The organism is Tetragenococcus muriaticus DSM 15685 (genome assembly GCF_000423785.1).
GTDB classification, from domain to species: Bacteria; Bacillota; Bacilli; order Lactobacillales; family Enterococcaceae; genus Tetragenococcus; species Tetragenococcus muriaticus.
In genome coordinates this window covers 1-13,148 of sequence record NZ_AUIQ01000052.1, presented here as the reverse complement: position 1 = coordinate 13,148, position 13,148 = coordinate 1, and the positions used below count along the sequence as shown (strand labels likewise).

Below are 13,148 nucleotides of genomic sequence, written 5' to 3'. Positions count from 1 at the left end.
CTGACTTCTTACGACAAACCTTTTTCGACCGTTCGTTCACAAACGTCCGTAAGAGCTCCCAGGGTAAGACATTTATCTTTCTCTCCATAACCTCTTGATTTACTGTCTTGGTTTTACGTTTACCTTTTGGACTTCAGCTTGATATGCAGCCTTGTCCACCATTTAGCCTCATCAAGTTCCTGTTCGTAGGCTTGAAAGATTTGCGACACCACTTCCTTCACCCCATCATCACTGATTTCAGCTTGTGGCTCGCTACGCTTGGCGGTAACTACCTGCGACTGGACTTTCACCAGCTAGATAAATGCCATGCCTGGCACACATATATAATGTTCGTTCAGGTGCTGAATGAACATTGAATTGACGTTATAATGTTCATTCGACCGTTGAATGAACATTGTTTCGCTTTTATTATGTTCATTCGATTGCCGAATGAACACTACTTCGCGTTTATCATGTTCATTCAGATAGTGAATGAACATTACTTTTGGCTTTCCATGTTCATTCAGCTTCTATACAACAAAAAAGCAGCAAGAAAAAGCAAAATTACACTTCCCTTGCTGTCTTATGCTATCCATTCATTTCAGCTTGTCGTTTTAATATACGTTCACTAACTTTTAAGAAAGGTAAATAAATCATTACACCTAATATAATTAAAATAACTTGTAAAACAGGTGCCCGCCAATCTCCAGCTGTCGCTAGATAGCCACTAATAACAGGAGGCGTGACCCAAGGAATAAAGACGACTGTTTTACTAACCAAACCTATAGCAGTCACTATATAAGCAATTAACGTTTGAATAATAGGTACAAGCACAAAAGGAATAATCATAGGTATGTTAAAAACAATAGGTAAGCCAAAAATCATAGGTTCGTTGATTTCAAAAATTCCTGGCGCCAAACTTAATTTACCAACTTCACGGTAAGGTTTCATTCGAGAAAAAATAAGAATGGCTATAAGCAAACAAAATGTAGCGCCAGTTCCGCCCATTTGAGCAAAAGAAGTTTGAAAACTAATCGTTAGAATATTAGGTGGCTCTGCTCCCTGTGAATAAGCAATCATATTTTCATTAATATTTTGTGTTAAAAATGGTTCAGTAAATGGACCGTTAATAACAGACTGATGAATGCCGAAAGTAAATAACAAGTTACCAAAACTATATAAAAATAAATAGCCAAGTAGACTAGTCCCAACTCTACGTAGCGGTTGTTGAATAAGTGTTACAATTAGTGTAATCAAATCCATATTTAAAGTAATTTGCAAAAGCAAAGAAAGAGCAGCAAATAAAGAAACAATTATAATCGCCGGAAGCATGGTGCTAAACGACTTCGAAACAGCTGGTGGAACCTGTTCACCTAAATTAATTTGTAAAGCTTTTGTTTTGTTTAACAACAGTAAAACTTCAGTAGCTACTAAACCGATGATAATACCTACAAACATCGCTTCTGTTCCTAGATTTTCATAAGTTAATGCGCCAGTTGTTGCAATCGAATCATCATTAAAAGGAACTTCTACTGCCAAAGGCATGATCGTAATATAGGTAGCTAGTGCTACTACAGCCGCTGAAATAGGGTTCGCAAATCCCTTATTTGAGGATAAAAAATAAGCAATCGTTGGACACAATAATAATCCAGCAATATTTAATGTTCCATTATTGATACTATTACCAAAATCTTGAGCAATGATCAGCGTTTCTCCTGAGAAAATAAAAGGAAACAATACATTATTAATCAATACAGCCAATCCAGCCAAAATAAACATTGGAATGATAGTGGCAAATGCATCACGTAAGGAACGTAAATGCACTTGATTTCCGATTTTTGAAGCTATTTCGATAAACTTATTCATAAATTTACTATTCATCTTTTCCGCCTCATTTCAAAAGTTCGTCGCCGTTTGTATGAATAACTTCTTTCAACCAGTCATAACTTTTTTTAGGGACACGTTTTAAATCTTTGAGATCATGGTTTTCTCGATTAACATAGACAACCCCGTAACGTTTACGCATATCTCCTTGTGAACTTAAAATGTCAATTAAGCCCCAACCAAGATAACCTAAAACATCGACACCATCTAGATTGACAGCTTTTAACAAAGCCAATAAATGGTTTTTGTGATAGTCAATTCGGTAATCGTCTGCGATCGGATTTTGACCGTCCCATTCTTCAATAACCCCGATCCCATTTTCAATCGGAAAAATAGGTAAATCATATCTTTGATACATTTTATTTAAAATGTCACGAAAACCATCTGGATCAATTTGCCAATTCCATTCAGTCGTATCAATATAAGGGTTATCTTCTTTACCATATTGAAGATATTCATTCGGCACAGCATCATCAGGCACTTTCGTATGATCAATTGTAGTACTCGAATAATAACTAAAGGTTAAATAATCACTGCGCAATTGTGTAATCTCCTCTAGTTCTTCTTCAGTGATAGCTAAATCAAATTTCTGATTTTCAATAAATTTCACATAAGAGTCCAGTTGTTTCCCTTTAGAATACATCTCTAAATAATGATGATTCATAAATTCATCAAATTCACGTGCCAAACGAACATCTTCAGGATGACTCGTCGCCGGATAAACTTCTTGATACGCTAACATCCCGCTAATTTGAGCATCAGTATGTTTATGAATATAATTGGCGATACTAGCATGACAAACCATAGTATTGTGTTGAATCTGATACAATTCTTCCAAGGTTTTCTTCCCCGTTAAATACCCTGCGACTCTGAAACCTTCCTCTGGCATACTAAAAATATTTTGTTCATTGAAAGTCAACCAATGCTTTACCTTATGACCGAAACGATCCACCATTTCTTTGCCGTAACGAATAAATGCATCAACCACTTCTTTGGAGATAAATCCATTATATTTTTCAGCTAAATGTAATGGCATATCAAAATGGTACAAACAGACCATTGGTTCAATCCCTCGTGTTATCAAATCATCAATAAACTGATCGTAAAAAGCAATTCCTTCTTCATTCCACTGACCATCTCCCATAGGGTTCACTCGGCTCCAAGAAATTTGAAAACGGTACATGTTCATCCCTAAGTCTTGCATATAATCAAAATCTTCTTGGTAACGATGATAAGAGTCCGTTGCTACCGTCCAATCGGAGATATTCTCCCCCGCTTCTCTGACATCATAGACGGATTTTCCCTTTCCTCCTTCATTCCAAGCTCCTTCTGTTTGCATACTAGAAACGGAATTTCCCCAATAAAAATCATCACGTAACTTCATTTAAACGCCTCCTTCTAATTTATAAATTAAGCATAGCATAATCACGAGCGTTTACACTTTCGAATTTATTACGAGATTTTCACAAAACATATTGAACTTTCATTTTATGAAAATAAAAGCTACAATTTAACAAAAGGAGTGTGGATTATGAGCGGTGGATTAGTTCTTTCTTTTCAAGATATTTTAAATCATTACCAAACAGAAGACACAGAATATATTATTACCCAATACTTGTTAAATCATCTTTATCGTAAGTCTCTTACCATTACTGATATTGCTAAATTTTGCCATTTATCCGAAGCAAGTGTGACTCGTTTTGCCAAAAAATTAGGGTATAAAGGTTTTAGTGAGTTTAAAAAGGATTACTTTTTGATGCAATTAGAGGAAAATGAAATGGAGCTTGATCTACTCGCTAAAAAAGAAAAGCAACCATTAATGATAAGTGAGTTGCAAACCGTTAGTGAGGAGCTAACAAATTTTGTTCGCCAATTTGACACAAAACAATTAGAAGAAGTCAGTCATAAGATACAAAAAAGCCAACGTATTTATTTATTCTCAACCCTAATTCCAGGAAATTTATCCATGATTTTACAAACAATCCTTTTGAATTGTGGCAAAGAAGCTGTCTATCCTGTAGATAACAGAAAGCAGCATGAAATCATTCCCTATTTAAAGTCCAGCGACCTAGCGATTATCATTTCGCTGGAAGGTTCTTTGGTAATGCAAAAGGATCTAACATTATCTATTATTAACTCAAAAGCAGATAATCTGCTAATTACTCAAAATCCGCATATGAAGCTATCTTCTTTATTTGAGACAGTGATATCTTTAGGAGAACATGATATGGAACGTACAGGAAAATATAAGTTGCTAGCTTTTATAGAATTATTAGGAAATCAATATATGATAGAAAATAAGAAGAATCATTAAAGACAAAAAGCATAAAAATGTTTTTCGATATGTGAAACATTTTGTGCTTTATAAAATGAAATAATTTTTCAATGTAAATGAAGAAATCTTTCTATTGCAAGTAAAAATGGAGAAAGTAAAAATAAGTTTTCCACAAAATTATTACTAGACCTTAATGGCTTTTCAAAAAATAGTTGTAATAAAAAAGACCTGTAGAATAACGACATCCTCGTTAACTTACAGGTCTTTTAAAATTAAACTATAGTGCTTTTATTAAACAATTATCCAAAGAAAGATAACAATACACCCGCAGTAACAGCTGATCCGACAACCCCAGCTACGTTAGGGCTCATCGCATGCATTAGAAGATAATTACTTGGATTGTATTTCACTCCTTCTTTTTGAACAACACGAGATGCCATTGGAACGGCAGAAACGCCTGCTGCACCAATTAACGGATTAATTTGTCCGTTGGTCAACTTGTACATCACTTTACCTAATAACAAACCAGAAATAGTCCCTACGGCAAAAGCAGCAAGTCCTAACACTGTAATAATAAGTGTTGACCATGTTAAAAAGGTGTCGCCCGTTGCCTTTGAACCTACAGAAACTCCCAAGAGGATGGTAACAATATACATAAAAGAATTCTGCAAGGTTTCAGTTAACTTAGGTACTTGTCCACTCTCACGTATAATATTTCCTAACATTAACATTCCAACTAGAGTGGTCGCTGATGGAATGATTAAAGTTACAAAAAGCGTAGTTACAATAGGAAACAAAACTTTTTCTTTTTTAGATACCGTACGCAATTGTTCCATCTTAACTTTACGTTCTTTTTCATTGGTGAATAGTCGCATAAGAGGTGGTTGTATAATAGGAACTAACGCCATATACGAATAAGCTGCTAGAGCAATCGCAGGTAAAATATGATCAGCTAACTGACTGGATAAATAAATCGCCGTTGGACCGTCTGCCCCACCAATAATTCCAATAGAAGCAGCTTCTTCTGGTGACATGCCTGCAACAATGGCTAAAAAGAAAGCACTAAAAATTCCAAATTGTGCCGCTCCACCTAAAAGTAATGTTTTTGGATTTGCTAACAGCGGACCAAAGTCGGTTGATGCTCCCAAGCATAAAAATATCAAAGGAGGATAGATCCCTAAGTCAACCCCTTGATAGAGATAATACAAAAGTCCTCCATTTTCGCCATTTGCTGGTGGATCAACCAATCCAGCTAGCGGTAGATTCACCAGTAATATTCCAAAAGCAATCGGTATTAATAGATATGGTTCATACCCCTTTCGAACAGCTAAGTATAAGAAAATAAGGGAAATGATGATCATAATCAGTTCCTTATAAGTCATACTTAGTATTCCTGAGTTTTGAACCAATTCGTTTACGACATCAAACATCTTTTTGGTACCTCCTCAGAAATTATAATTCAAATAATACGTCGTCAGCTTCCACTGATTGTCCTTCTTTTACATGTACAGCGGAAATCGTGCCATCTGCAGGAGCTACAATTTCATTTTCCATTTTCATTGCTTCTAAGACAACCACTGTTTCTCCTTCTTTAACTGATTGCCCTGGTTGAGCTAATACTTTAAAGATATTGCCTGGCATTGGAGCTGTGACGTTTTGGCCACTTCCAGAAGATGGAGCAGGCGCTGGTTGTGCTTGTTCAGTCGAAGGGCTTGCTTGTTGTTGTTGCGCATTATTTTCATTATTATTATTGTTTTTTGGTTCTGTTCTTTCATTTTCACTAATTTCTTCGATCGTAACGCGGTATAATTTACCGTCGATTTCTACTTCATATTGATTCACTTTCGTTCCTCCCAATTTTTTTATTTATTTCTTTTACTTTTATCAACTAACAGGCTCATAATAAGAGCTACCTTTTCAGGGGGGATCGATCCATTTTCTGTTTGTTCTTCTGAAGCTTTTTCCTGGTTTTGTATTACCTCGGCTTGATTATTACTAGTTGGAGCAGGTTGCTCAGTAGTTTCTCTTTCAACTAATTTTCTTACAATGATTAAAATTCCCCACAAACCTAGTAACACAACAAATACTGTGAGCATAGCGGCTATCATAAGTACGAATCCATCTAAAATTGTAAAATTTGCCATTCTGACACCCCCATCTTATTATATCTGTGTAACTTTAATTTTAGTAATACCATCATCGTCTTGATTTTCAGATTTTGGCGCATACTTATTTTTTAAATAAGTTAAACCAATTTGTGGAAATAACGCATAGGTCAACACATCTTCTTCCGTTTTAGCCAAATCGCCTAATTCATCTGCTAGTGTTTCCATTTCCGGTTGCAAACGATCAGCTGGACGTACTGTAATTACTTCTTCGTCGCCAATAATATTTTCTTGCACAGTTTTATCTAATGGAGCTGGAGCTTTTCCGTATTCTCCACGAATGTAACTCTTAATTTCATTAGGAACCATTTTATAACGTTCTTTTGCTAAAACATTGAAGACAGCTTGAGTTCCAACCATTTGGCTCATCGGTGTCACTAAAGGCGGATAGCCTAAGTCTTTTCGAACTTCTGGCACTTCTTTAAGTACATCTTCGTATCTATCCGTTGCATTCGCTTGTTTCAATTGAGAATAAAGATTAGATAACATTCCACCTGGCACTTGATAGAATAAAGCATTGGGTTCAACATCCATCATCTTGTAATCAAAAACACCTTCGTCAACGTATTTTTGTTTGATTGGTTTGAAATAATCTGCAATTTCTTCCATAAGATCCATATCAACATCCAATTCATAGCCATACTCTTTCAAAGCATAAGCCAATGTTTCAGAGGCTGGCTGACTCGTTCCTCCTGCAAAAGGAGAGATCGCAGTATCGATAATATCAGCGCCTGCTTTTACAGCTTCTAAATAAGTCATTTCCGATGTACCACTTGTTGAATGCGTGTGAATCTCCACAGGAACGTCTGTAACTTTTTTCAATTCAGTAACTAATTCTTTGGCAACTTCAGGGGTCATAATCCCCGCCATATCTTTAATGCAAAGTGAATCAGCACCCATATCTACTAATTCTTTAGCAAGATCACGATAATAATCTACAGTATGAACTGGACTAATCGTATAGCATAGAACGAGCTGAGCATGTTTATTTGCTTTTTGCACAGCTTTAAGTGAAGTTTCCAAATTTCTCACATCATTTAAAGCGTCAAAGATTCGGAAAACATCGATTCCCGCTTCAGCAGCTTTAGCTACAAAACTTTCCACCACATCATCAGCATAATTACGATAACCTAACAAGTTTTGTCCGCGCAGTAACATTTGTAACTTGGTATTTTTTGCTCTTTTACGAATTTCTCGCAATCTTTGCCAAGGATCTTCATTTAAATAACGGATAGCAGCATCATAAGTCGCTCCACCCCAACATTCCAATGCTTCATAACCGACTTCATCTAGTTTTTCAACTATAGGCAACATATCATCCGTTGACATTCTGGTAGCCATTAGACTTTGATGAGCGTCTCTTAAGACAGTTTCCATTAATTTGACTTTTTTATTTTCACTCATGTCTTGTCCCTTTCCTTTCCTTTTTATTACCATCCTTCATAAAAAATTGACGTATACAACTTCATTGTACGTGATATCTAAAGCCAGTCAACCAAAGATAGATAAAAAAACATTTAAAACACAGACCTCTCTAGTAAACTGATTTTTCACGGAATCTTCCCCTCTTTATAAAATGAGCTTATAATGTTTTTTCAGTGTACTTTTTTTTGAAAATCATTGAATACGGTTTCCAAATCCCTTATGATTGTCCTGTAATTAAAGGGTGCAGCAAACGGGCTGCATTCAATTATAGAAATAGAAAGTGAGGTTTATATTTTATTTATCAACTCTTAATAAGCCTATATTTACAAAATAAATTTTAATAATAAGGAGAGCGAAATTTATGACTAATGATGAGAAAAAGAAAGGGTTAAAGCTGTATGGCGCCCCCTGGTATGTGACCCTCGTTGCTTGTTTAATTATAATTGGAGCAATGTTTTCGGGCGGCTTAGGGACAGATATGCCAAGCATTTTTGCCCTTATGTTAGCAATTGGTATTCCTTTGTATGAAATTGGACAACGTCTGCCTATCTGGAATAAATACATTGGTGGAGGGATTCTTCTAGCTTTTATAGGAACGTCAGTGATCGGTACCTATAACTTAATTCCAGAAACCTATGTAACCTCAATTGATAATTTCACTAGTGAAATTAACTTTCTATCATTTTATATTGTTGTATTAATTACAGGATCAGTATTATCTTTAGAAAGAAACATCCTACTAAAAAGTTTCGCTGGCTATTTCCCTGCTATACTTGGCGGTTTTGTAGGGGCTATAGCTCTTGCTATGGTTGCTGGCCTATTTTTCGGTATTACGCCTGGAGAAGCTATTACCCATTATACGTTGCCTATCATGGGGGGCGGTAACGGCGGTGGTGCCATCCCGTTATCTGAAGTCTATGCCGGTATTACTGGCGAAGGCAGTGAAGTCTATTACAGCTTTGCCATTATCATTCTAACGGTGGGCAATGTTTTTGCTATTTTTGCTGCTGCTTTACTCAATAGACTTGGGGAAAAGTTCCCTAAGCTAACTGGAGATAAACAAACAATCATTCGTGGAACTGAAGAAGATGACCTTTCAGATGAAGATTATACACCTTCTCTTGGAGATGTGGCATCTGGTTTGCTTATTGCTCTAACATCCTACACTGTGGGGTTACTATTTAGCAATGTATTATTACCTGAAATATTTGGATTCCCAATTCATGAGTTAGCTTACATGGTTATTTTTGTAGTTATTCTTTGCGCATTGGGCGTTATTCCAGTTAATGTTCGTATGGGAGCTAAACGTTTGCAATCTTTCTTTACCAAACATTTGACTTTATTAATTATGGTTGGTGTTGGTGTTGATCTTGACCTAAACGAATTACTTGCAGCTGTTACACTACCAAATATTATTCTTGCTTTATTTATTATCGTCGGTGCAGTTATTGGTGCCGGTGGTATTGGTTACTTAGTAGGATTTTATCCGATCGACGCAGCTGTTACTGCTGGTTTATGTATGGCAAATCGTGGTGGTTCAGGAGACTTAGCTGTACTTGGCGCAGCCGACCGCATGGGATTAATGGCTTACGCTCAACTATCTAGTCGTTTAGGCGGAGCTATTATCTTAGTTATCGCTAGTGTATTGTTCTCAATACTGTTGTGATAAATCGTTATTTAATTTAATAAAATAATAAAACCCGAGCATTTCCAATTTTCAAAGTTGGTAATGCTCGGGTTTTCTATTGGTTTATTCTATTTCTTAACAAATTTACCCGTGAATTCAGAAGATACCCCTGCGTCTTGACTATAGATCGTTTGTCCTCTTAGAATGGTTTGATACACTTGCGCACCAATTTCTCTTCCAATATAAGGACTGATTTTGTTCCGATATTCGAGATCTTCTGCTTCCAATGTGTAAGGAGATTGGGGTTGAATCAAGACAAAATCGGCGTCTTTGCCAATGCTGATGCGCCCTTTTTGATCTAAGTTATAAAGATCGGCCGGGTTTGAAGCAATGATTTGGGCAAAATGTTTGTAAGACATCCCTCGTTTTTGTACCGCTTCATCAAATAGCACATCCACATCATTTTGTAAGCCAGAAATTCCTCCCCAGGCGTTCATAGCGTCCGTCTCTTTCAAATCAGGCGTACAAGGGGAGTGATCTGAAGTGACAAAGCGGATATGTCCAGCTTGCACATGCTCCCATAAAGCATCTTGTTGTTTTTGTTCCCGGATCGGTGGGGAACATTTCACGACCGGACCAATGTCATCTAACTCTTCGGTCGCAAAGTAAAGGTATCGTTTATATTTTTCCTAAAAAAAGAAAAAATATCCTCAAAACTGAGCAATTATTAATAGATGCTCTTGTTTTGAGGATAATGATTAAAATACTATATTTTTCTTACTTATCTTATTGCGGTTAGCAAATAATCGCCTGGCTCAATCTGAGTATCTTCTGTTATGTCGATCGTTTGGAAGTCTCCAGAGTTGGTAATAACTATTGGTGTAATCGTATCATAGTTTTCACTTTCCACGCCACCTTTATCAAATTTAACAAGTAAATCGCCAGCGTTTACCCGTTGCTCTTGTTCTACAAAAACTTCATAATATTTTCCTTCTAATTCCACAGTGTCTAAACCTATATGAATAAGAACCTCTACACCTTCATCAGTAGTCATCCCAACCGCATGTCCAGTAGGGAACAACGTAGAAATTACTCCATTTGACGGAGCTCTTACTTCTCCGACTTCAGGTTTAACCGCGACCCCTTTACCTAAAGCTTCACTTGAAAATACTTCATCGTTTACTTCAGTCATACGAACAAGTTGTCCTTGTATTGGACTAGCAACAATAACTTCTTTAGCACTTTCTTGTAACTCTTCTTTACTTGCTAAACCTTTGTCTGTGTTCTTAGTATTCGTAGTTGAACCCTTACTTTCATCATCTTCTTGAGTAGGTACTGGAAATGCCATTTGTAGAGCAAATCCAACAACAGTACACAAAGCAAAACCAATAATGATATTCCAAAAGTTCATATCCAGGTCTCCACTAGGATTAATCGAATTAAAAATCGAAAAGACACCTAGCCCGCCTGTACGATAACCTACGACGCTCATTGTACCAATATAAGCACCTCCAACAGCATTCCCAATTAATGCGTATAAGAAGGAACGTTTCATTGGTAGCATCAAACCGTAAATTGTCGGTTCAGAAACACCAAAGACCAAGGAAATAGCACCTGGTAAAGCAACGTCTCTAATTTTTTTAGAATTAGATTTAATCAATAATGCAATGACAACACCTAACACACCAAATGTTGATGAAACCATTGCAGGACCGATTGTTTCATAGCCTTGTTCTGCCAACAAGATAAACATAATCGGAACAATTCCCCAGTGTAAGCCAAAAATAACCAATAGTTGCCAAGCAACTGCCAATAAAGCACCAAAAAGTAACGGGCTGAAACCTTGAACAGCAAGGAAGAATTCGCCTACTAAAGTAGAGGCCCAAGTAGTGATTGGTCCGATAACGATCAATGAAATCACAAAAACAATCATCACTGTGAAAAATGGCGTTAAGAAGGAACGGACAACGCCTGGAATAATATTTTTCACCCATTTTTCTACCACAGAACCTAACCATACAGAGACCAGAATAGGAATAATCGCTGAATAATAACCATTAGGTGGCATGATAATCGGAATTCCTATAAAAGTTGAATAAATTGGCGATTCAAATGCCGTACCAGAAAACAGCGTATACATAACATCCCCTGTCATTAAATTATTGATTTCCGGATGTAAAAAAGCTACTGTAATCGCCAAAGCTGTAAACTCATTCATTTTTAGCTTACGCGCTGCCGTAATCGCCACCATCACTGGTAAGAATTGAAAGAAACCATCTCCAGCGAAATTTAGAACTTGATACAAGCCACTTTCTGGATCGACACCTACTGTCCCTAATAGCGCTACAAGACCTTTAATCATCCCAGTTGCTGCAAGAGCCATCAAGAACGGTTGAAAAACACCTGAAATAAAATCAATAAATCGATCAAGTACATTTCGGTCATCGTTTTCATCTTCACCATCGCTAGATTCACTAGCAGCAGTATCTCCACCAATACTTGTTTGATTTACGATTGCTTCGTACACTTCAGCTACTTGCTCGCCAATAACGACTTGATATTGTCCCGCGCTTTTCATAACGGTAACAATACCTTCACGATTCTTTAAGTAGTCTGTATCCGCTTTATTTTCGTCTTTTAAATTGAAACGTAAGCGGGTAACACAGTGACGTAATCCAGCTACGTTTTCCTCGCCGCCCACATGGTCGACGATGTCACGAGCTAATTCATCGTAATTATCTTTACTCATAATGCACGCTCCTTCTTCATTTTAAAAAATGACAAATAAAAAAACCTAAATAAGCCCACGACAAAAATAGCATAGCTATTTCTGTTCTATGTTCGCTCATTTAGGTTTTGCCTGGCCGCACCAGTAACAATCCAAAATGTCTACTAATAAATTAGCATGAATCGCTTTCTATTGCAAGAGTTATTTTTACTTTTTATGATATCAATAGCTCATAAATAACATACAACTCCCAGTCTGAAATTTGAATTTTGTAAAACTGCTCTAACGTATAAAATACGTTTTTTGCGTTTTGATAAAATAGGCGCTCATTTATTTTAAGATCATCGATATTTTCAGGAACAGAATGGTCCTCCACCCCTAATATCGTCCTTTCAATTAAAAGCGCCGAATGCATTAACAAATTAAAACGCATCTTAGCTGATAGTTTTAAATTAAAACGACGTTCTAGCTTTTCTACTATATCCTCAACTTGACGAATAATAACGTCTGGGTTTAGAAACACCAATTTTTCTGATAAACCTTCTTTGGAAAAGAAATGAATAAATTCATTTAAAATATTCGAAACATCATTAGGATGAACTAAGTTTTTAAATACTTGTTCTAACTGCTTTTCCGCATCTTCATCTATAACATCTAACAAATTAATTGTCGGTATATCTGTTTTATTATCTAAATAAGAAGTGCTCAAAATTAAAACTGTCGATTGTAAATAGTCTTGCTGACTATGCGCAAGGTCTAATGTATTCAGTAATTCATTAAATCCTAACTCAAGTTTCGCATACCCAAAATGATGATGTCCCTTTGATAGAACAACGCTGATAGTAAAATAATGGTTCGCTTGACTTTTGTTCAAAGGATACAAAAAGAACTCCTTTTGTTTTATAATGGATTTAACGACAAATCTAAAAACAAGGAGTTCTTGCTCTTATGATACACTTAAAAAACATCAAAAATCAATTACCAAATGAAATGAACGCAATTTTTTCTGAACTGAACGTCCTGAAATGTTTACGACAAACCTCTATTTGTAAGCAAAAAGGCTAT

The 13,148-nt window shown here is 36.3% G+C and carries 10 protein-coding genes and 2 pseudogenes; 2 read left to right on the top strand and 10 right to left on the bottom strand.

What is annotated here, in order from left to right; genetic code table 11:
• Positions 1 to 119: 119 nt before the first annotated feature.
• From G577_RS12185 to G577_RS0108205, 3 genes are all read right to left on the bottom strand, one after another.
• Complete coding sequence (locus G577_RS12185) at positions 120 to 290, bottom strand: hypothetical protein (protein WP_162141353.1); 171 nt, start codon at positions 288 to 290, stop codon at positions 120 to 122.
• Between the two features lie 277 nt (positions 291 to 567).
• Positions 568 to 1,860: a PTS sugar transporter subunit IIC gene (locus G577_RS0108210; RefSeq protein WP_028790792.1), complete on the bottom strand. Its 1,293-nt coding sequence runs from the start codon at positions 1,858 to 1,860 to the stop codon at positions 568 to 570.
• A gap of 10 nt (positions 1,861 to 1,870) precedes the next feature.
• Positions 1,871 to 3,247 (bottom strand): glycoside hydrolase family 1 protein, encoded by a 1,377-nt coding sequence (locus tag G577_RS0108205; RefSeq protein WP_028790791.1) that lies wholly within the window; start codon positions 3,245 to 3,247, stop codon positions 1,871 to 1,873.
• A gap of 147 nt (positions 3,248 to 3,394) precedes the next feature.
• Here G577_RS0108205 and G577_RS0108200 point away from each other — a divergent pair, with 147 nt between their 5' ends.
• Positions 3,395 to 4,177: a MurR/RpiR family transcriptional regulator gene (locus G577_RS0108200; protein WP_028790790.1), complete on the top strand. Its 783-nt coding sequence runs from the start codon at positions 3,395 to 3,397 to the stop codon at positions 4,175 to 4,177.
• Between the two features lie 260 nt (positions 4,178 to 4,437).
• On the opposite strand, the gene G577_RS0108195 is transcribed toward G577_RS0108200, so the two are convergent.
• From G577_RS0108195 to G577_RS0108180, 4 genes are read right to left on the bottom strand one after another with little or no spacing between them, the layout of a single operon-like run.
• Positions 4,438 to 5,568, bottom strand: a complete 1,131-nt coding sequence (locus G577_RS0108195) for a sodium ion-translocating decarboxylase subunit beta (RefSeq protein WP_028790789.1) — start codon at positions 5,566 to 5,568, stop codon at positions 4,438 to 4,440.
• Positions 5,569 to 5,590: 22 nt separating this feature from the next.
• Positions 5,591 to 5,980 carry a biotin/lipoyl-containing protein gene (locus G577_RS12355; protein WP_028790788.1) on the bottom strand — a complete coding sequence of 130 codons (390 nt, stop codon included), beginning with the start codon at positions 5,978 to 5,980 and terminating at the stop codon, positions 5,591 to 5,593.
• A 20-nt stretch (positions 5,981 to 6,000) separates the two neighbouring features.
• On the bottom strand, positions 6,001 to 6,282 hold the full coding sequence (locus G577_RS0108185) for an OadG family protein (protein ID WP_028790787.1): 282 nt from the start codon (positions 6,280 to 6,282) through the stop codon (positions 6,001 to 6,003).
• 18 nt (positions 6,283 to 6,300) lie between these two features.
• Positions 6,301 to 7,707 (bottom strand): oxaloacetate decarboxylase subunit alpha, encoded by a 1,407-nt coding sequence (locus G577_RS0108180; protein WP_028790786.1) that lies wholly within the window; start codon positions 7,705 to 7,707, stop codon positions 6,301 to 6,303.
• A 382-nt stretch (positions 7,708 to 8,089) separates the two neighbouring features.
• Between G577_RS0108180 and G577_RS0108175 the strand changes: the two genes are divergently transcribed.
• On the top strand, positions 8,090 to 9,394 hold the full coding sequence (locus G577_RS0108175) for a 2-hydroxycarboxylate transporter family protein (RefSeq protein WP_028790785.1): 1,305 nt from the start codon (positions 8,090 to 8,092) through the stop codon (positions 9,392 to 9,394).
• A gap of 89 nt (positions 9,395 to 9,483) precedes the next feature.
• Here G577_RS0108175 and G577_RS11310 read toward each other — a convergent pair.
• From G577_RS11310 to G577_RS0108160, 3 genes and pseudogenes are all read right to left on the bottom strand, one after another.
• A pseudogene (locus G577_RS11310) lies at positions 9,484 to 10,044 on the bottom strand (amidohydrolase family protein); the annotation flags it as partial.
• A gap of 92 nt (positions 10,045 to 10,136) precedes the next feature.
• Positions 10,137 to 12,104 (bottom strand): beta-glucoside-specific PTS transporter subunit IIABC, encoded by a 1,968-nt coding sequence (locus G577_RS0108165; protein WP_028790784.1) that lies wholly within the window; start codon positions 12,102 to 12,104, stop codon positions 10,137 to 10,139.
• Between the two features lie 193 nt (positions 12,105 to 12,297).
• Positions 12,298 to 12,876: pseudogene (locus tag G577_RS0108160) on the bottom strand (PRD domain-containing protein); the annotation flags it as partial.
• Between the last annotated feature and the right edge of the window lie 272 nt (positions 12,877 to 13,148).

What these genes read in the sequence shown, in the direction of transcription:
- G577_RS0108175 (WP_028790785.1), top strand. Translation starts at nt 8,090, where the DNA reads ATGACTAATGATGAGAAAAAGAAAGGGTTAAAGCTGTATGGCGCCCCC.
- G577_RS0108185 (WP_028790787.1), bottom strand. Translation starts at nt 6,282, where the DNA reads ATGGCAAATTTTACAATTTTAGATGGATTCGTACTTATGATAGCCGCT.
- G577_RS0108205 (WP_028790791.1), bottom strand. Translation starts at nt 3,247, where the DNA reads ATGAAGTTACGTGATGATTTTTATTGGGGAAATTCCGTTTCTAGTATG.
- G577_RS0108195 (WP_028790789.1), bottom strand. Translation starts at nt 5,568, where the DNA reads ATGTTTGATGTCGTAAACGAATTGGTTCAAAACTCAGGAATACTAAGT.
- G577_RS0108180 (WP_028790786.1), bottom strand. Translation starts at nt 7,707, where the DNA reads ATGAGTGAAAATAAAAAAGTCAAATTAATGGAAACTGTCTTAAGAGAC.
- G577_RS0108200 (WP_028790790.1), top strand. Translation starts at nt 3,395, where the DNA reads ATGAGCGGTGGATTAGTTCTTTCTTTTCAAGATATTTTAAATCATTAC.
- G577_RS0108210 (WP_028790792.1), bottom strand. Translation starts at nt 1,860, where the DNA reads ATGAATAGTAAATTTATGAATAAGTTTATCGAAATAGCTTCAAAAATC.
- G577_RS0108165 (WP_028790784.1), bottom strand. Translation starts at nt 12,104, where the DNA reads ATGAGTAAAGATAATTACGATGAATTAGCTCGTGACATCGTCGACCAT.